Here is a 16,752-nt window from a genome sequence, read left to right on the forward strand (position 1 = left end):
CCCCCCCCCCCCCCCGAGGAAGAAGCGAAGCGACGAAGCGACGAAGCGACAAAAAAGGCCCGAAATAGCGCCGACATCGACGGGGTGAATCACTGGTGTGGTGCGGGCTGGGTGCGTGGTGCACTGAAAGCGTGCGGAAAGGGGAGAAAAGCGGCATGGGCATGTTTATTGCTCGATCTCGACACGGCAATCTGCGGAGAAGCGTATGGTCGAGAGCTATAACGAGATGGCGAGCATCACGGGTGCGACGCGGGCGCATTACCGGCGGTTTGACGATTGGCTCAGGTGTCAATCTGACGATGTCTTGCATCACAAGCGGGCTGAGGCTGATCTGGCGTTTCGGCGCGTCGGGATAACGTTTGCGGTTTATGGCAACGAGGCGGGAACGGAGCGTCTGATCCCATTCGACCTGATTCCAAGAATCATCCCATCTCCCGAGTGGCAGACCTTGCAGAGTGGATTGCGTCAGCGGGTGGAGGCGCTGAACCGGTTCATCCACGATGTTTACCATGAGCAGGACATCCTGCGTGCGGGCGTAATACCGGCGGAGCAGGTATTGAAGAACGCGCAGTATCGACCAGAGATGCAGGGCGTGGACGTGCCGGGCGGCATCTATGCGCATATCGCGGGTGTGGACGTGGTGAGGGCGGGGGCGGGAGATGACGGGGTGTTCTATGTGTTGGAGGACAACCTGAGAGTGCCGTCGGGCGTGTCGTACATGCTTGAGAACCGCAAAATGATGATGCGGTTATTCCCCGAACTGTTTGCGCGAAACCGGATTGCGCCGGTCGAGCATTATCCTGACCTCTTGCTCGACAGTCTGCGCGCCGTAGCGCCGATGGGTGTAGACGACCCTACCGTCGTTGTCATGACGCCGGGCATCTACAACTCCGCCTACTTCGAGCACGCGTTCCTGGCGCAGCAGATGGGTGTCGAGCTGGTCGAGGGGCAAGATTTATTCGTCGAAGACAATCTCGTCTACATGCGGACCACCAATGGCCCGAAGCGCGTCGACGTCATCTATCGCAGAATCGACGACGACTTCCTCGATCCGTTGGCGTTCCGTGCCGATTCCACCTTGGGGGTGCCGGGTTTGCTGAGCGTCTACAGGGCGGGACGCGTCACCTTGTCCAATGCCATCGGCACTGGCGTTGCCGACGACAAATCCATCTACCCGTTCGTGCCCGACATGATCGAGTTCTACCTGGGTGAGAAGCCCATCCTGAGCAACGTACCGACCTATCAGTGCCGTCGGCGCGACGATCTTGCCTACACCCTGGATAACCTCGGCCAACTCGTCGTCAAAGAAGTGCATGGCGCGGGCGGCTACGGCATGCTCGTGGGGCCGGCGTCCACCCAAGCCGAGATCGAGGCCTTCCGCCAACGGCTCATCGCCAAGCCCGATGGCTACATCGCGCAGCCCACCCTCGCGCTGTCCGCATGCCCGACCTTTGTCGAGGCGGGCATTGCACCGAGACACATCGATCTGCGTCCGTTCGTGCTTTCGTCCGGCAAGGGGGTCACCATGGTGCCGGGCGGACTCACCCGAGTTGCGCTCACCGAAGGATCGCTCGTCGTCAACTCCTCGCAGGGTGGGGGAACCAAAGATACCTGGGTCCTCGAGCGATAGCCTGCGCCTGCGGGACACGACAAAAATCACATCGGGAAGAGAACATGCTCAGCCGTACCGCCGACCACCTGTTCTGGATGGCTCGCTACATGGAGCGGGCCGAAAATACCGCACGTTTGCTCGACGTCAACCTTCAGAACCTGCTGCTGCCGCAGGACGCCATTGACGAAGAAGACGACGCCGAAAGCGTGCGTGCGCACGCCAGCAGTTTCCATGACGAGGCCGGTTGGCGCGCCACCTTGCGGATCTCGGAATTGGAGCCCGCGTTCAATCGCAAGCATGCGCGCGCCACCCGTGCCAACGTCCTCGACTTCGTCGTGCGCGACCGCGACAACCCGTCGAGTATTGCCTGCTGCCTTGAGGCTGCCCGGGAAAATGCGCGCGCCGTGCGCGGCACGCTCACCACAGAATTGTGGGAAACCGTCAACAGCACCTGGCTCGAATTCCCGCGCGCACTCGACCTGCTGGAGCGCGATCCGGCCCACCTGTTCGAATGGGTCAAAGTGCGCTCCCACCTCTCGCGTGGCGTGAGCTTCGGCACCTTGTTTCAGGACGATGCCTTCTACTTTACCCGCTTGGGCCTCTTTCTCGAGCGCGCCGACAACACCGCGCGGATCCTCGACGTACGTTTTCACGAAGCCGTTCGCACCGATCGGGCAGGACCGGATGCTTCCCATCCCACCGACTTCTATTACTGGTCCGCCGTGCTGCGCAGCGTATCGGGCTTCGAGATCTACCGAAAAGTCTACCGAGACGTCATTACCCCCGAGCGCGTCGTCGAACTGCTCATGCTCAATGCCCACATGCCGCGCTCGTTGCTCGCGTCGCTCAACGGCGTGTGCGAAAACCTCGCCACCCTGTCCAACGCGCAGTCAGGCGACGTCGAACGCTACGCCGGCAAACTCCAGGCCGAACTCAAGTACACCGACATCCAGCAAATACAGCAACAAGGCTTGCACCCCGTCCTGACTGAATTCCTTGAGCGAGTCTCCGTTCTCGGCAACAAGATCAGCCAGACATTCCTGATTCCGCTCGCCGCCTGACGCCATGCGCCTGATCATCCGCCACGAGACCACCTATCGCTACGACATGCCGGTGCGCTACACCATCCAGCAACTTCGACTCACGCCCGCGGCGTCCGAAGTGCAGCGCATCGTCCAATGGCGGCTGGGCGCGCCCGGCAAACTCACGCCCGCGCGCGACGCCTTCGGCAACGACATGCACACGCTCGTGCTGCATCAACCGCACAGCGAAATCCGCCTCACCGCCGAGGGAGAAGTCGAAACCACACCGCTCATCGACGGCAGGCTGGGCGAGACAAACCATACCGTACCGGTGTTATCCTTCGCCAGCCCGACACCGCTCACAGCGCGCAGCGACGCCATCGACGCGCTCGCCGCCAGCGCCGGGGTGACCACGCCGGGCGAACTGCTGGCGCTTGCGGCCACCCTCTGCGAACGAGTCGACTACGAATCCGGAATCACCGGCGTGACCAGTACCGCCGCACAGGCACTTGCGCTCGGGCGAGGCGTCTGCCAGGATCATGCTCACCTGATGCTCGCCGTTTGCCGCGCGCGCGGCGTACCGGCGAGATACGTCAGTGGGTATATCGATCCGGGCGACGTGCCGCACGCGGCCAGTCACGCATGGGTTGACGTATGGCTCGACGGGGCGGGTTGGGTCAGCATCGACGTGACCCACGCCTGCTTCGCCAGTGGCAACTACTGCCGGCTGGCCGTGGGGCGCGATTATGAGTCCGCCGCGCCCGTGAGAGGGATGCGCAGTGGTGGGGCGACGGAAGCGCTGCACGTATCGGTCAAAGTCGATACCGTGCCGCCAGATCAACAACAATAGCTTTCAGCGTGCCTGGGCCGAGGGCCCCGCACGGCAGGACAGGAACGACATGACGTACTGCGTGGCCATGAAGCTCGATGCCGGGCTCGTCTTTCTCTCCGATACCCGCACCAACGCGGGCGTCGATCACGTCAGCACCTTTCGCAAGATGCTGGTGTTCGAGCGCCCGGGCGAGCGCGTGCTCGTGCTGCTCTCGGCTGGCAACCTTGCGCTCACCCAAGCCGTGCGCCAGCAACTGGTCGAAGCGCGGGACACCGAAACCCTGTGGAACGCCAAAACCATGACCGACGTCGCGCGCGTCGTCGGTCAGGCAATTCGCGACGTCTACACACGCGACGCCAAGGCGCTCGAAGCGTTCGGTGTCGACTTCAATTGCAGCTTCCTGCTGGGCGGCCAAATCGCGGGCGCGCCGAGTCGCCTGTATCAACTGTATTCCGCAGGTAACTTCATCGAAGCGTCGTCGGTCAATCCGTACTTCCAGATCGGAGAGTCGAAGTATGGCAAGCCCATCATCGATCGGCTCGTCACACCCGCGACCTCGCTCGACGACGGCGCCAAGTGCGCGCTCATTTCCATGGATTCCACGCTTCGCTCCAACGTCTCCGTGGGGTTGCCGCTCGATCTTCTCGTGTATGAAGAAAATAGCCTGCGCGTAACGCGGTTCGCGTCGCTCGACGACGAAAATGTCTACTACAAGATGATCCACGAATCGTGGGGGGCGCGCCTGCGTCAGGTGTTCGACGAACTGCCCGAACCGCAGTGGGCCGCCAGCGAAGTCAGCGTGCCCGCATCGCTGCCGCCGCGCGCTGCGCCGCCCGAAGGTGCACCCGGCGCGGACGACGCCGCCAACATGCAGTCGCTCGCGCAAACGTTCTCGCTGAAGATGCCGAGCTGAAGCGTCGCGGCATGACAATGAAAAACGGCGTGACCGTCAAGTCACGCCGTGATGCCGGATAGCCGGATTGTCGGATGCCAGTGCCTCAACGAGACGCTGCCGGCGCCAGCAGCGCTTCGCCCCGGTCGCTGCGCCAATATAGCCACACGCTGATCGCGAGCGTGAGCACTTCGGTAATCAACAGCGTGTACCAGATCGCCGCGCCGCCGAACCCGGCATTGAGCAGCCAAAGAATACCCAGCAGCAACACCCAGCTTCGCAGCATGGCAATGGCCGCCGATGGGCCAGGCGATTCCACGGCGGTCAGAAAGCCCGCGACGATCAAATTGCCAGCGGCAGGCAGAAATGCCAGCGCGTACCAAAGCACCGCGTGCTCAAGAATCGACCACGCCTGAACGCCCGCCGGCAGGAACAGGAACGTGAGCGGGCGTGCGAGTGTGGCCATCGCGACAGCCACCAGCACCGAGAAACCCGTCACCGCCATCACGCCTAGCCGGAACGACTCGCGCAACGCGCTCAGATCGCGTGAGCCGCGATAGTAGCTGATCATCGGCTGCATGCTCTGCACGAGCGCAACCATCGTCACCGTGGCGCCGAGCGTCATGTATTCCAGAATGGCGTAGGCGGCCAGCCCAGGCTCGCCGAAGTTCCACAGAATGACGCGGTTGAACGCGAACACGGTCACCGCCGGGGCGATCGCCCCCAGAAACTCCGAGGCACCGTTGTACATGACGCGCCAGATATGGACCTCGGCGCCTGCGAAAGCCCGCCGTGCGGGCACGACCTGCTTGGCCAGCACGAAATGATACGCGAGCATCACGCTGCTGGAGACCATCATCGACAAGCCGGTGGCGAGCGACGCCCCGTACATGCCCATCTCCTTCACCACGATGAACCAATAGTCCAGCGCCACGTTGGCGAGCGCGCCAAGAAACATCGCGTACAGTCCGAATCGCGCTGCCGGCGCACCTTCCACGCGCAGGAACAGCTCCATCGCGTAAAGACCGTTGGCGAACAGCACGAACCAGCCCCAGCCCGACAGAAAGCCCACCACGTGTTGCGTGATTTCGCCGTGCGCGCCGAGCGCGGCGGCGATTTCGTGACGGAAGTACAGCACCCCGGCGCTCATCGCGATACCGAAGGCGAGCATCACCCAGAGCACCTGCGAGAATGCGCGACGCGCTTCTGCGTCGCGTCCCTCTCCCAGCAGACGCGCAATGAGCGTGGCGCCGCCCACGCCGATCATGACACTGAATGCGTACGGCACATACAGCAGCGGGACAACGAGGTTGAGCGCGGCCAACGCCTGTTCGCCGACGTATCGACCGATGAAGATCCCGTCGATCAACGTATAGACCGTGTAAACCCAACCGGAAAGGATGGTTGGGATCGCGAGCGACGCAAATTGTTTGAGCAGTGGCGTCCTTGTGCCCTGCGTGGAATGGCTGATAGTGGAATGAGACATGGTCCCCCCGATGACACATCGCCGCGTCGTGTCGGGACGCGGCTCACCGTGGCTTGCACATCGAAACTTCGAGATGGGAGATCGATCGGGCGCGCGCAAGCGATGGCGCACCCGTCCCGCCCGCAACATCACGCGCAGCAGTGGCGCACAGACGTCGTCAGGCAGTCAGATCGGACGGCGGAAACATGGCCTGGTGCAGATGCACCCAGACAACGCCTTGCCGGGAAACGGAGAAAAGCAGGAAATTCATGATGTCTGATTCGTGATGCGCCTGCCGTAAAAAGCATCGCACCCGTAGTTTGACGTGATGGGAAGGTTGAGCGGATGCCGCCCTCGCAAATACGTCACGCCCGGACTGCCGGGCGCGTACTACAGACCTGCGTACTTGCACCGAAGTTCCCGAGAGATTGTTCTTGTCGGGGACGTCGCGCTGCGTAACCCTCATGAAAAAAAGGGGCGCCGAAGCGCCCCAACATGGGTCTAGCAAGAAAGACGAGCGCGGCCGTCAGGGGTGTGCGCCGCCGTTGAACCAGGCGGCAATCTTCTGGCGTTCGTCGTCAGTCATCTGGGTCACGTTGCCCAGCGGCATCGACTTGAGCGCCACGGCCTGCTGATAAATCCGTTGGGCGTTCTGCGAGATCTCGTCCGGCGTGTCGAACATCACGCCCGCCGGTGCGCTGCCCATCATGGTCGGCTTGGCCGAGTGGCAAGTCGCACAGCGTTGCGTGAGAATCGGCTGGATTTCCGAGAGCGTGACAGGCGACGCCGCGCCTTCGCCGTGTGCCCCGGCGGCCGGCGCCGGCGTGGGGCGCGGCGACGCGAAAACGGCCACCGCAGCGAGCAGGGCGGCGCCTGCCACGGGCAGGGCGTACAGATTCTTGCCCGCATGACGCAGCACGAAGAACTGACGAATCATCGCGCCCGCGGCCATGATGATCGACAGGATCACCCAGTTATACGGATTGCTGTACGTGAACGCGTAATGGTTGCTGATCATGATGAACACGACCGGCAGCGTGAAATAGGTGTTATGAACCGAGCGCTGCTTGCCCAGCTTGCCCCAGATCGGATTGGGCACTTCGCCCCTCGACAGCGCATCGACGCTCTTGCGCTGTCCCGGAATGATCCAGAAGAACACATTGGCCGACATGGACGTCGCCATCATCGCGCCGACGATCAGGAAGGCGGCACGCCCCGAGAAGATATGCGTCGTGGCATACGTCGCGGCGACCACGAACAGCGCAACGGCAATGCCAAGCACGCGCTCGTTCTTGCCCAGCATGCGACACAGGAAGTCATAGACGAACCAGCCGCCGATCAGGAATGCCAGAGCAATGCCCACCGCCTGACCGGGTTGCAGATCCATCACGTTCTTGTCGATCAGGTACGTCTGCGGTTGCAGCAGGTACAGCACGCAGAACAGACCAAAGCCCGAAAGCCATGTGGTATACGACTTCCACTTCGACCAATGCAGCTCGGCCGGCATCTGCGGCGGTGAGTTCAGATACTTCTGGGCGTGGTAGAAGCCACCGCCGTGGACCGACCACATTTCACCGAACACACCTTTTTGCTTGTCCTCGGCGGCCTTGGGTGGCTTCAGACCGTTGTCCAGCATCACGAAATAGAACGACTCGCCAATCCAGGCAATAGCCGCCACCACATGTAGCCAGCGCAGCAACAAATTGACCCAGTCGGTAATAAACGCTTCCATCTTATGTTCTCCTCAACTACCTGACGTTCACGCTCGCGTTTATCAGCTACCGCGATACGTGGAAAAGCTCCACGGCGACACCAGAAGGGGCACGTGGTAATGCTGGGAAGGCTCGGCCACACCGAAACGCAGCACGACGCGATCCACGAAGCGCGGCGACGGGACGTCCACGCCTTGCGCGGCGAAATAATCGCCCGCATGGAATACCAGTTCGTATTCCCCTGCGACAAATGCCTCGCCCTCTAGCAGCGGCGCGTCGCAACGCCCGTCGTGGTTGGTCTGCACGTCGCGCAGCAGGCGGCGTTCGCCGTCCACGCGCCACAGCTCGACGCGGATGCCCGCGCCCGGCTTGCCGTGCGATGTATCAAGTACGTGGGTAGTCAGTCGTCCCATGGTGTCTCCTGTGATGGATGGATGCATTGTAGGGAGATGGCGGCCGGGCAACGGGTGCAATACCAAAGATAAAAACGTGCACATACCCCGTCACGCCAGACAAACGAGTGGCCCGCTCCGCCACGGTGCGCCGCCCTGTCGGGCGTACGCCCCATGCCCCGGTATGGCGGTTTCGGGGACCACTATTCGATTTCGCTATTCGGTATATAACGCGACTCGTATGATGCGCTGCCCGCTCGGGGGATGCGGCAGCCGGAAAGCCCAATGGCGATGTGCATGCTCGGGGAAAACCCGAGATGCAGAATAAGCATCCACGCATACGTTCCATGAAAAAAACACTATAGCCGCCGATGGTCTTGTCGCAGCAGGCGTCGAACTGCACCATGGAGTCACCCCAAAAATATCAATCAAACAGCCCCCCTGGGATGGAGACGCAATGAGTGTGACAACCAACGCCGTGGATCCGGTCGACGAGCGACTGCCGATCGGAAAACTGTTCATGCTGGGCCTGCAACATGTGCTGGTGATGTACGCAGGTGCGGTGGCCGTGCCGCTCATTATTGGTGGCGCCATTGGCTTGCCCAAGGATCAGATGGCCTTTCTCATTTCCGCCGATCTGATGTGCTGCGGCATTGCCACGCTGATCCAGAGCGTGGGTGTCGGGCGCTTCGGCATTCGCATGCCGGTCATCATGGCCGTGACCTTCGCTGCCGTGGGCCCGATGCTCGCGATCGGTACCAATCCCTCGCTGGGGCTGCCCGGCATTTTCGGGGCGACCATCGCTGCGGGCATTATCGGGACACTGCTCGCGCCGGCCGTGGGCAAGCTGTTGCGCTTCTTCCCGCCGATTGTCACGGGAATTGTGATTACGTCGATTGGCCTGACGATCATCGGCGTGGGTATCAACTGGGCGGCGGGGGGCGTAGGTAACCCCGATTACGGCGATCCGGTCTATCTGGGCGTGTCGTTCGCAGTGCTCGTCTTCATTTTGCTGGTGACGCGTTTCGTGAAGGGTTTCTTCTCGAATATTGCCGTGCTGCTCGGCATTCTGTTCGGCTTCGCGATTGCACTGATGCTGCACAAGGTGAACTTCGACGGCCTCGACCAGGTGAAATGGTTCGACATCGTGCTGCCGTTCCATTTCGGTATGCCGGTGTTCGATCCGTGGGCCATTCTCACGCTCACCATCGTGATGCTGATCACGTTCATCGAATCGACGGGCATGTTCCTCGCGCTTGGCGAGATCGTGGGCAAGCCGGTCGACGAGAAGGCGTTGGTGGCCGGACTGCGCGTCGACGGCGTGGCCACGGTGATCGGCGGCGTTTTCAACACCTTCCCGCATACTTCTTTCTCGCAGAACATCGGCCTCGTGGGCGTGACGGGGGTGAAGAGCCGCTGGGTGTGTGTCGCGGCAGGTGTGATCCTGCTCGTGTTCGGCCTGATCCCGAAGATGTCGGTGGTTGTCGCCTCGATTCCGCAATTCGTGCTGGGCGGGGCGGGCGTGGTCATGTTCGGCATGGTGCTCGCCACGGGCATCAAAATCTTGTCCAAGGTCGACTACACGGAGAACCGTTACAACCTGTACATTGTGGCCATCAGCATCGGCATGGCGATGATTCCGGTGGCGTCGAACAAATTCTTTGCGAAGATGCCGGAGCAGCTCGCGCCGTTGCTTCACAGCGGAATTCTGCTCGCCACGCTCTCGGCCGTGATTTTGAACGCCTATTTCAATGGCTTCAAGGCCCCGGCCCCCAACGCCCTCGGCGAGAAGCATGGCGCAGCGGTGGGACTGGAGGCGCATTGATGAAAACACTGCTGGTCACGAATGCCGACGTTCTCGTCACGATGGACGCGGACCGCCGCGAAATTGCCCGAGGCGGGCTGTACGTGGAGGACAACCGGATCGTGGCGGTCGGCACCCGCGATACGCTGCCGTCCACCGCCGACGAAGTGCTCGATCTGAGCGGGCATGTCGTCGTTCCCGGTCTGGTCAACACGCATCACCATATGTATCAGAGCCTCACGCGCGCGATTCCGGTTGCGCAGGACGGCGAACTGTTCAATTGGCTGACGAGCCTGTATCCCGTATGGGCGAATCTGACGCCGGAGATGATCCGCGTCTCGACCCAAACGGCGATGGCCGAATTGTTGCTCTCCGGCTGCACCACGTCGAGCGACCATCTGTACATCTACCCGAATGGTTGCAGGCTCGACGACAGTATCGAGGCGGCGGCCGAGATCGGCATGCGCTTCCATGCGAGCCGGGGCAGCATGAGCGTTGGACAGAGTCAGGGCGGGCTGCCGCCCGATCGCGTCGTGGAGCGCGAAGACGACATTCTCAAGGACACTCAGCGCCTCATCGAGACCTACCACGACGAAGGTCGCTACGCGATGCTGCGGGTCGTCGTGGCCCCGTGCTCGCCGTTCTCCGTGAGCCGCGACCTGATGCGCGAATCGGCGTCGATGGCGCGCCACTATGGCGTGTCGCTGCACACGCATTTGGCGGAGAACGTCAACGATATTGCGTACAGTCGCGAAAAGTTCGGCATGACACCGGCCGAGTATGCGCAGGATCTGGGTTGGGTCGGCCATGACGTTTGGCACGCGCACTGCGTGCAGCTCGACGACGCCGGTATCGCGCTTTTCGCCAGGACCGGCACGGGCGTGGCGCATTGCCCGTGTTCGAATATGCGGCTTGCATCGGGCATTGCACCGATTCGCCGCATGCGCCACGCCGGGGTGCCCGTCGGACTGGGCGTGGATGGCTCGGCGTCGAACGACGCCGGCAATATGATCGGCGAGGCGCGTCAAGCGCTACTGCTGCAGCGCGTCGGGTTCGGCCCGAGTGCGATGACGGCGCGTGAGGCACTGGAAATCGCCACGGTCGGCGGCGCGCGCGTGCTCGGCCGCGACGACATTGGCGTGCTTGCGGCCGGCATGGCGGCAGACTTCGTGGCGTTCGACACACGCGGCATCGGCATGGCTGGAGGGCTGCATGACCCGGTGGCGGCGCTGGTCTTCTGCAATCCCGGACAAGCCGCTTACAGCGTGGTGAACGGGCGGGTCGTGGTGCGCGAAGGGCGTCTGTCGACGCTCGATCTGCCATCGCTCGTCACGCGTCACAACGCGCTGGCGCGGCAACTGGCCGAGGTCTCCCGATAAGGCGTTGCCTCACCGCTCACATGAAGTTGGTGTGTGGCCGGACGTGGCAATGCGCTGGCGGGAAGCCAGGTGACGTTCCTGTGCGTTTGGGGACGCCGCCGTTCGGTTCGGCGGAGCGGTGGGGGCCGCTCCGCCGGTAAAAGTCGCGCGGCGATCGCTCGGTGAATCTGCGGAATCGGTGGAATCGGTGGAATCCGTGAATCAGGGTTGTATGCGCGACTCGAGCAACGTGCGTGTGGCGTCGGAGATGACGCTGCGCAGCCAGCGTACTTCATCGGAGTAATGCGTACGTTCGTGCCACAACTGGTAGTACTGCATCGGCGGGAAGTCGATGGGTGCCTCGACCACGGTGAGCGGCAGGAACTCAGCGTAGTGGTCGGCAAACAGACGTGTTGTGGTGAAGATCAGATCGGACTTCAGCAGAACGTAAGGCGCCAGGTTGAAATACGGAATCGTCACGACCACGTTGCGCTTCAGGCGCTCGCGCGCAAGGTGCATATCGATGGCGCCGCGTTGTGCAACGGAATAGGGCGTCGGCGCGAGATGCGGGCTGGCGAGGTACTGATCGAGCGTGAGGCCACGTTTGGCATAGGGGTGCGTATTGCGTACCAGACACACGATTTGGTCGACGAACAGGTTCGAGAGATGGAGCTGTTCGGGCGGCTCGGGCCAATTGCCGATCACGATGTCCACCTTGCCATCTTCGAGCGCATGCTCATAGTCGAAGGCGGGCCCCAGCGAATGCAGTTCGAGTTGCGCATTGGGCGCCTGTTGGCGGAAGCGCTCGACGACTGTCGGCACGAACAGTGTATTCAGATAGTCGGGTGAGCCGATGCGAAACGTGCGTACCGTCGTCGCCGGATCGAAATTCGATTGCTGAACCGTGATGCGCTCGATCTCACGCAGCGCATTCTGCGTCGGTTCCATCAGCGATTGACCGTACTCAGTGGGCACCATGCCCGATTTGCCGCGCACCAGGAGCGGATCGCCGGTAATGTCGCGCAACCGCCGCAGGGCCGCGCTGATCGCTGGCTGCGACTGGTTCAGCTTGACGGCCGCACGCGTGACACTGCGCTCGATCAACAAGGTATGAAGGACGCGCAGCAAATACGTGTCGATCGGTTCGCGGTTCTGGCTCATGATAAATATAACGATCCGAATATGCCGGACCCTAGATTGCATAAGTAAATCATTATGAAACACAAGTTGCGGACACCTCTATAGCGGAAAGCCCCTATCAGCCCGATAAGCGCTTGTCCGCAAGCGTTTGGGGCGCGCTAATCACGGGTTTGCTTCACGCGCTCGTCCAGCGCAAGTTCCCTCGGGTCGGGGGATTTCACCGAAAGCGGTTGCTGCGCTGCGCCCGCGTAGAACACCAGCAGTTCTGCGCCAGTGTCGCCCGCCCAGCCCCGATGGGCCACGTCGACCAGCTCGGTGATCGTCTGACCGGCGGTGAACGCGCGTTGAGCGCCGTTATCCGCCCGCTCGACCGTCAATTGACCCGACGTGACATAGCCGATGGCGGGCATGGGATGCGTGTGCCAATCCAACGGGGTGTTCGGGGCGAGGGTGATGCGTACGAGCGTCGGTTCGGGCGTGCCAGCCGGGTACGCCGTATAGCCCGTCTGATCCCACGCAGCCGTGGATTTCACGAGGGTTTTGGCCGTCACGCCCGTGGGGTGAGTGTCGGCAAATGCGAGCGGGGCGATCGTCAACAGCGCGGCGGTGCACAGGGCGGCCCCGAAAGCGCGGGGGAGGTGGTGGGCGTGGCGGGCGCGAGAACGCAACGCACGTGCATGGGTCAGCGGTAAGCGGATCGCGGTCATGGGATGGAGGTTGTGTGAGTGAGGGCAATGGGATGGCCGAGAAGCGTCAAAAAGACAGACGCCCTGGCGTGCATGGCCGCGGCGATCGGCACGTCGGGAGACGTTGCGAAGATTCACGCGGCTAGGGGCAGACTAAGGCCATCGGTATCCCTTCCCATCATGGGTAGGCTGCATTTCGGACGCTTCACAAGCGCCGCGGGTAGCCGGGGGCGCATGCCACGCATCGGTGCTAAAATGTCGGGTTTCGTGGCGCAATTTCGTGCCGCCGCACTTCATCTCCCGGATACCACCCGTGCTGTCAACTGCCAATATCACGATGCAATTCGGCGCCAAGCCGCTCTTCGAGAACATTTCCGTCAAGTTCGGAGGAGGCAACCGTTATGGTCTGATCGGTGCCAACGGTTGCGGCAAGTCGACGTTCATGAAAATTCTTGGCGGCGATCTGGAACCGAGCGGCGGCAATGTCATGCTCGAGCCGAACGTTCGTCTGGGCAAGCTCAAGCAGGATCAGTTCGCGTATGAAGACATGCGCGTGCTCGACGTCGTGATGATGGGCCACACGGAAATGTGGGCCGCCATGAGCGAGCGCGACGCGATTTACGCGAATCCGGAAGCGACGGATGACGACTACATGCACGCCGCCGAGCTTGAAGCGAAGTTCGCCGAGTACGACGGCTATACGGCGGAAGCACGCGCCGGCGAGTTGCTGCTCGGCGTGGGCATTCCGACAGAGCAGCACCAGGGGCCGATGAGCAACATCGCGCCGGGCTGGAAGCTGCGTGTGCTGCTTGCTCAGGCGCTGTTCTCGAATCCGGATGTCCTGCTGCTCGACGAACCGACCAACAACCTGGACATCAACACGATTCGCTGGCTGGAAGACGTGCTCAACGAGCGCAATTCCACCATGATCATCATTTCGCACGATCGCCACTTCTTGAATGCCGTGTGTACGCACATGGCGGATATGGACTATGGCACGCTGACGATCTACCCGGGTAATTACGACGATTACATGCTCGCGTCGGCACAGGCGCGCGAACGCCAGATGGCGGCGAGCACGAAGGCGAAGGAGCGTATCGCCGACCTGCAGGACTTCGTGCGCCGCTTCTCGGCGAACAAGTCGAAGGCACGCCAGGCGACGAGCCGTCTCAAGCAGATCGACAAAATCAAGGTGGAAGACATCAAGCCGTCGTCGCGTCAGAATCCCTTCATTCGCTTCGAGTTCGAGAAGAAGCTGCATAACCTCGCATTTGAGTTCGAAGGCATTGCGAAGTCGTACGATCGTCAGATTTTCAAGAACGTTTCCGGTGCCGTGCGCGCTGGTGAGCGCGTGGCGATCATTGGAGAGAACGGTGCGGGCAAGACCACGCTGCTGCGCTGCCTGATGGCGGCGCTGCCGGTCGATGCCGGCAGCGTGAAGTGGGCCGAGAACGCGAACATCGGTTACATGCCGCAGGATACGTCGGAAGCGTTTCCGGAGGACACGACGCTCACCGACTGGATGACGCAGTGGGGCAAGGAAGGTGATGACGATCAGGTGATTCGCGGCTCACTCGGCCGTCTGCTCTTCGGCGGCGACGACGTGCGCAAGTCGGTGCGCGTGCTCTCCGGCGGCGAGAAGGGACGCATGATCTGGGGCAAGCTGATGCTGGGCCGCCACAACGTGCTGATGATGGACGAGCCGACCAACCACATGGACATGGAGTCGATCGAATCGCTCCAGATAGCGCTGGACAAGTATCCGGGCACGTTGATCTTCGTCTCGCATGACCGGGAATTTGTGTCGGGCCTCGCCACGCGCGTGATCGAGGTGAAGAGCAACGGTACGCTCGTCGATTATCAGGGTACTTACGACGAATACCTGGCGAGCCAGGGCGTGGAAGTCTGACGTCGGGAAGTTTGGGCCTTTGAGCGGAACCGCCTCGCGGGTCTCGGTGTGTCGGTCGCCGGGACATTCGCGCGGTACGGGAGCCGCCACGGACAGGGCGCTTGCATGGCAGGCGCCCTGTTTGCGTTTACGGCATGTCTGCGGGCGCGTCCGTCGCTCGTATTGTCCGACATTGCCGTGGGAGTCTCGGAAGACGCGGATCGGTGCCGTCCGATTTCGCCGCGAGCGCGAGAAATTCAAGGGAGTGAGCACTACAATGTCGGTTCGATGGGAACATCCCAGCAGGAGACATTGCATGATGACTTTCGACAAGTTTTTCATCGACGGACAGTGGGTGACGCCGGTGGGGCGTGCCACGCTGGACGTCTTTCATTCGGCCGATGCTACGCTCATGGGGCGTATTCCTGAGGGCACCGCAGAAGATGCGCAGGCAGGCGTTGCCGCAGCACTGAGGGCGCGCGAAGCCTGGGCGGCTACGCCGCCTGCCGAGCGTGCCGTCTACCTGCGCAAGATCGCGGCGGGCCTGAAGGCACGCACGGACATGCTCGCGCAAGTCATGACGGGCGAGACGGGGATGCCGATCAAGCTCGTCCGCGCGATTCAGGTCGGCGGGCCTGTCTATCACTGGAACAAGTACGCGGAGCTTGCCGAGACGTTCGAATTCGAGGCGCGCGTGGGTAATTCGCTGGTGGTGCGAGAGCCCGTGGGCGTGGTCGGTGCGATCACGCCGTGGAATTACCCGTTGAATCAGATCACCCTGAAGGTTGCGCCTGCGCTGGCGGCAGGGTGTACGGTGGTGCTCAAACCGTCGGAGGTGGCGCCGTTCAATGCATTCATTCTGGCCGAGGTGATCGCGCAAGCCGGTCTCCCGCCGGGTGTGTTCAATCTGGTGACGGGCCTCGGACCGGTGGTTGGCGAAGCGCTGGCACGGCATCCCGACGTCGACATGGTGTCGTTTACCGGGTCGACGCGGGCGGGCAAACGTGTGTCCGAAGTGGCGTCGCAGACGGTCAAGCGTGTGGCGTTGGAACTCGGTGGAAAATCGGCATCGGTGGTGCTTGACGATGCGGACCTTGCCGCCGCCGTCAAAGGCACCCTCAACGCCTGCTATCTGAATTCCGGTCAGACTTGTTCGGCGCACACGCGAATGCTCGTGCCTGCGTCGCGTTATGAGGAGGTCAAGGCGCTGGCGAAGGATGCCGTTGCGCGATTTACGCTGGGCGATCCGCGTGAAGAGACGACGCGTCTTGGGCCGTTGGCATCCGCTGCGCAGCGCGAGCGAGTGCAGGCCTACATTCGGAAGGGGCTGGCGGAGGGGGCTGAGCTGATCGCGGGTGGCGATGCGGTGCCGCCGGGATTCGAGGCGGGGTTCTTTGTCCAGCCGACGGTGCTCGGGCGTGTCGCGCCCGACGCCACGGTGGCACAAGAGGAGATTTTCGGTCCGGTGCTCTCGATCATCACGTACCGGGACGAAGCCGATGCCGTGCGCATTGCCAACGACTCCATCTACGGACTTGGCGGTGGCGTGTGGTCAGGCGACGAGGCGCGCGCGGTGCGCGTCGCGCGTCAGATTCGCACGGGGCAGGTGGACATCAACGGCGGGGAGTTCAATGTGCAGGCGCCCTTCGGCGGCTTCAAGCAGTCGGGCTACGGCCGTGAGAACGGCGTGTACGGCCTGGAGGAATTCCTCGAGTACAAGTCGATTCAATTCAAGTCTGCGAGGTCGTAGACCGGCTGTCGCAAAAACGCATGGCCTTGCCCTCGCGGGTGATGCGCTCCCATACGGCGGCCTTCTCGTCGTCGGTGAAGCATACCCAGTTGGAGACTTCGTAGGCGGTCCGGCCGCAGCCTTTGCAGACATCGTCGAAGAGCGTCGAGCAAACGCCAATGCAGGGGCTGTCGGGGCGGTCGTGCAGTTCGGACATAGG

General features: G+C 62.2%; 14 protein-coding genes. 8 read left to right on the forward strand and 6 right to left on the reverse strand.

What is annotated here, in order from left to right; genetic code table 11:
* Positions 1-205 precede the first annotated feature (205 nt).
* From ACE3UG_RS14010 to ACE3UG_RS14025, 4 genes are read left to right on the forward strand one after another with little or no spacing between them, the layout of a single operon-like run.
* Positions 206-1,630, forward strand: coding sequence for a circularly permuted type 2 ATP-grasp protein (locus ACE3UG_RS14010; RefSeq protein WP_374624833.1), 1,425 nt, complete (start codon positions 206-208; stop codon positions 1,628-1,630).
* A 44-nt stretch (positions 1,631-1,674) separates the two neighbouring features.
* Positions 1,675-2,673 (forward strand): alpha-E domain-containing protein, encoded by a 999-nt coding sequence (locus tag ACE3UG_RS14015; RefSeq protein ID WP_374624835.1) that lies wholly within the window; start codon positions 1,675-1,677, stop codon positions 2,671-2,673.
* Positions 2,674-2,677: 4 nt separating this feature from the next.
* Entirely contained in the window at positions 2,678-3,484 is an 807-nt protein-coding gene (locus ACE3UG_RS14020; RefSeq protein ID WP_374624837.1) for a transglutaminase domain-containing protein, read from the forward strand.
* A gap of 49 nt (positions 3,485-3,533) precedes the next feature.
* Positions 3,534-4,379, forward strand: coding sequence for a peptidase (locus ACE3UG_RS14025; protein WP_374624839.1), 846 nt, complete (start codon positions 3,534-3,536; stop codon positions 4,377-4,379).
* An 85-nt stretch (positions 4,380-4,464) separates the two neighbouring features.
* On the opposite strand, the gene ACE3UG_RS14030 is transcribed toward ACE3UG_RS14025, so the two are convergent.
* From ACE3UG_RS14030 to uraH, 3 genes are all read right to left on the reverse strand, one after another.
* Positions 4,465-5,844 carry an MATE family efflux transporter gene (locus ACE3UG_RS14030; RefSeq protein ID WP_374624841.1) on the reverse strand — a complete coding sequence of 460 codons (1,380 nt, stop codon included), beginning with the start codon at positions 5,842-5,844 and terminating at the stop codon, positions 4,465-4,467.
* A gap of 505 nt (positions 5,845-6,349) precedes the next feature.
* Positions 6,350-7,555 carry a urate hydroxylase PuuD gene (locus ACE3UG_RS14035; RefSeq protein ID WP_374624843.1) on the reverse strand — a complete coding sequence of 402 codons (1,206 nt, stop codon included), beginning with the start codon at positions 7,553-7,555 and terminating at the stop codon, positions 6,350-6,352.
* A 42-nt stretch (positions 7,556-7,597) separates the two neighbouring features.
* Positions 7,598-7,948 (reverse strand): hydroxyisourate hydrolase, encoded by a 351-nt coding sequence (uraH, locus tag ACE3UG_RS14040; RefSeq protein ID WP_374624845.1) that lies wholly within the window; start codon positions 7,946-7,948, stop codon positions 7,598-7,600.
* Positions 7,949-8,390: 442 nt separating this feature from the next.
* On the opposite strand from uraH, the gene ACE3UG_RS14045 reads away from it, so the two are divergent.
* Both ACE3UG_RS14045 and ACE3UG_RS14050 read left to right on the forward strand, forming a co-directional pair.
* On the forward strand, positions 8,391-9,752 hold the full coding sequence (locus tag ACE3UG_RS14045) for a nucleobase:cation symporter-2 family protein (protein WP_374625031.1): 1,362 nt from the start codon (positions 8,391-8,393) through the stop codon (positions 9,750-9,752).
* A complete protein-coding gene (locus tag ACE3UG_RS14050) occupies positions 9,752-11,110 on the forward strand; it encodes an 8-oxoguanine deaminase (RefSeq protein WP_374624848.1) in 1,359 nt (452 codons plus the stop codon). Before ACE3UG_RS14045 ends, ACE3UG_RS14050 begins: the two co-directional genes overlap by 1 nt.
* Before the next feature lie 201 nt (positions 11,111-11,311).
* Here the strand turns inward: ACE3UG_RS14050 and ACE3UG_RS14055 are convergent, their stop codons facing one another.
* Together ACE3UG_RS14055 and ACE3UG_RS14060 are read right to left on the reverse strand one after the other, a co-directional pair.
* Positions 11,312-12,250, reverse strand: a complete 939-nt coding sequence (locus ACE3UG_RS14055; RefSeq protein ID WP_374624850.1) for a LysR substrate-binding domain-containing protein — start codon at positions 12,248-12,250, stop codon at positions 11,312-11,314.
* A 137-nt stretch (positions 12,251-12,387) separates the two neighbouring features.
* Positions 12,388-12,936: a cupin domain-containing protein gene (locus ACE3UG_RS14060; RefSeq protein WP_374624852.1), complete on the reverse strand. Its 549-nt coding sequence runs from the start codon at positions 12,934-12,936 to the stop codon at positions 12,388-12,390.
* A gap of 292 nt (positions 12,937-13,228) precedes the next feature.
* Here ACE3UG_RS14060 and ACE3UG_RS14065 point away from each other — a divergent pair, with 292 nt between their 5' ends.
* On the forward strand, positions 13,229-14,824 hold the full coding sequence (locus ACE3UG_RS14065) for an ABC-F family ATPase (protein WP_374624854.1): 1,596 nt from the start codon (positions 13,229-13,231) through the stop codon (positions 14,822-14,824).
* Between the two features lie 295 nt (positions 14,825-15,119).
* Positions 15,120-16,553, forward strand: a complete 1,434-nt coding sequence (locus ACE3UG_RS14070; protein ID WP_374624856.1) for an aldehyde dehydrogenase family protein — start codon at positions 15,120-15,122, stop codon at positions 16,551-16,553.
* Here the strand turns inward: ACE3UG_RS14070 and ACE3UG_RS14075 are convergent.
* Positions 16,534-16,749, reverse strand: coding sequence for a DUF1289 domain-containing protein (locus ACE3UG_RS14075; protein ID WP_374624858.1), 216 nt, complete (start codon positions 16,747-16,749; stop codon positions 16,534-16,536). The two genes, ACE3UG_RS14070 and ACE3UG_RS14075, sit on opposite strands and share 20 nt — an antisense overlap.
* Positions 16,750-16,752: the final 3 nt, after the last annotated feature.

This window comes from Pandoraea sp., from assembly GCF_041919235.1.
GTDB lineage: Bacteria > Pseudomonadota > Gammaproteobacteria > Burkholderiales > Burkholderiaceae > Pandoraea.

Excerpts from the sequence above, each read along its gene's own strand:
- ACE3UG_RS14010 (WP_374624833.1), top strand. The coding sequence starts at position 206 with ATGGTCGAGAGCTATAACGAGATGGCGAGCATCACGGGTGCGACGCGG.
- ACE3UG_RS14015 (WP_374624835.1), top strand. The coding sequence starts at position 1,675 with ATGCTCAGCCGTACCGCCGACCACCTGTTCTGGATGGCTCGCTACATG.
- ACE3UG_RS14020 (WP_374624837.1), top strand. The coding sequence starts at position 2,678 with ATGCGCCTGATCATCCGCCACGAGACCACCTATCGCTACGACATGCCG.
- ACE3UG_RS14025 (WP_374624839.1), top strand. The coding sequence starts at position 3,534 with ATGACGTACTGCGTGGCCATGAAGCTCGATGCCGGGCTCGTCTTTCTC.
- ACE3UG_RS14030 (WP_374624841.1), bottom strand. The coding sequence starts at position 5,844 with ATGTCTCATTCCACTATCAGCCATTCCACGCAGGGCACAAGGACGCCA.
- ACE3UG_RS14035 (WP_374624843.1), bottom strand. The coding sequence starts at position 7,555 with ATGGAAGCGTTTATTACCGACTGGGTCAATTTGTTGCTGCGCTGGCTA.
- uraH (WP_374624845.1), bottom strand. The coding sequence starts at position 7,948 with ATGGGACGACTGACTACCCACGTACTTGATACATCGCACGGCAAGCCG.
- ACE3UG_RS14050 (WP_374624848.1), top strand. The coding sequence starts at position 9,752 with ATGAAAACACTGCTGGTCACGAATGCCGACGTTCTCGTCACGATGGAC.
- ACE3UG_RS14055 (WP_374624850.1), bottom strand. The coding sequence starts at position 12,250 with ATGAGCCAGAACCGCGAACCGATCGACACGTATTTGCTGCGCGTCCTT.
- ACE3UG_RS14060 (WP_374624852.1), bottom strand. The coding sequence starts at position 12,936 with ATGACCGCGATCCGCTTACCGCTGACCCATGCACGTGCGTTGCGTTCT.
- ACE3UG_RS14070 (WP_374624856.1), top strand. The coding sequence starts at position 15,120 with ATGATGACTTTCGACAAGTTTTTCATCGACGGACAGTGGGTGACGCCG.
- ACE3UG_RS14075 (WP_374624858.1), bottom strand. The coding sequence starts at position 16,749 with ATGTCCGAACTGCACGACCGCCCCGACAGCCCCTGCATTGGCGTTTGC.